Here is a 1,314-nt window from a genome sequence, read left to right on the forward strand (position 1 = left end):
CAACTGGCCGCGTTCTACCGGCGGTCGGAGTTTGGCGACGGACCGGTGGACTTCGCCGGGTACCGCACCCAGATCCGGGGCAGCGGCCACAAGACCGCCGAGCACGTGCAGGAGACCGACACCATCTCCCGGATGGTCTACGGGATGGCCAGCGCCTACCTGCTGACCGGCAAGCAGGACTACCTGGACGTGGCCGAGCGCGGCTCGCAGTACCTGCACGACCACATGCGGTTCCGCGACGAGGCCGAGGACATCGTCTACTGGTACCACGGCGTGGACGTGGGCGGGACACGCGAACGCAAGCTGTTCGCCTCGGAGTTCGGCGACGACTACCGGGCCATCCCGGCGTACGAGCAGATCTACGCGCTGGTCGGGCTGACCCAGACCTACCGGGTGACCGGCAATCCGGTGATCCGGGAGGACATCGAGGGCACCGTCCGGCTGTTCGAGAAGTACTTCCACGACCCCCGGCTGGGCGGCTACTACTCGCACATCGATCCGGTCACGCTCAGCCCGCACCACGACGGGCTCGGGCCCAACCACTCGCGGAAGAACTGGAACTCGGTCGGCGACCACGCCCCGGCGTAGCTGATCAACCTGTACCTGGCCACCGCCGAGGAGAAGTACGGCGGGATGCTGGACCACACCTTCGACATGATCGTGACGTACCTGCCGGACCGTACCCCGGGCGGCAGCCCGTTCGTCAACGAGCGCTTCTACGCGGACTGGACGCCGGACCACTCGTGGGGCTGGCAGCAGAACCGGGCGGTGATCGGGCACAACCTGAAGATCGCCTGGAACCTGACCCGGATGAACGCCACCCTGCCCAAGCGGGAGTACCAGGCGCTGGCCCGGGACCTGGCCCGCACCATGCCGGAGTTCGGCCGCGACCCGCAGCGCGGCGGCTGGTACGACCTGCTCCAGCGGGACGCCGAGGACGGCAGGCACGCCTTCGTCTGGCACGACCGGAAGACCTGGTGGCAGCAGGAACAGGCCATCCTGGCCTACCTGGTGATGGCCGGCAGCTCCGGCGACCCGGCCTACCTGGAGCACGCGCGGGAGGCCTCGGCCTTCTACAACGCGTTCTTCCTCGATCACGACGAGGGCGGCGTGCACTTCACCGTGCTGGCCCAGGGCATCCCGTACCTGGTCGGCAACGAGCGGCTCAAGGGCAGCCACGCGATGGCGATGTACCACAAGGCCGAGCTCTGCTACCTCGCCGAGGTGTACACCCAACTGCTGGTCAACCGCGAGCCGTTGAACCTCTGGTACAGCCCCCGGCCGGACGCCTCGTTCCCGGACGGGCTGCTCCGG

1 pseudogene is annotated in these 1,314 nt (G+C 68.3%); it reads left to right on the forward strand.

The features are described from left to right. Positions 1-1,314 (forward strand): annotated as a pseudogene (locus tag ABD323_RS41255) (AGE family epimerase/isomerase); the annotation flags it as partial.

This window comes from Kitasatospora nipponensis (assembly GCF_039528135.1).
Lineage (GTDB): Bacteria > Actinomycetota > Actinomycetes > Streptomycetales > Streptomycetaceae > Kitasatospora > Kitasatospora nipponensis.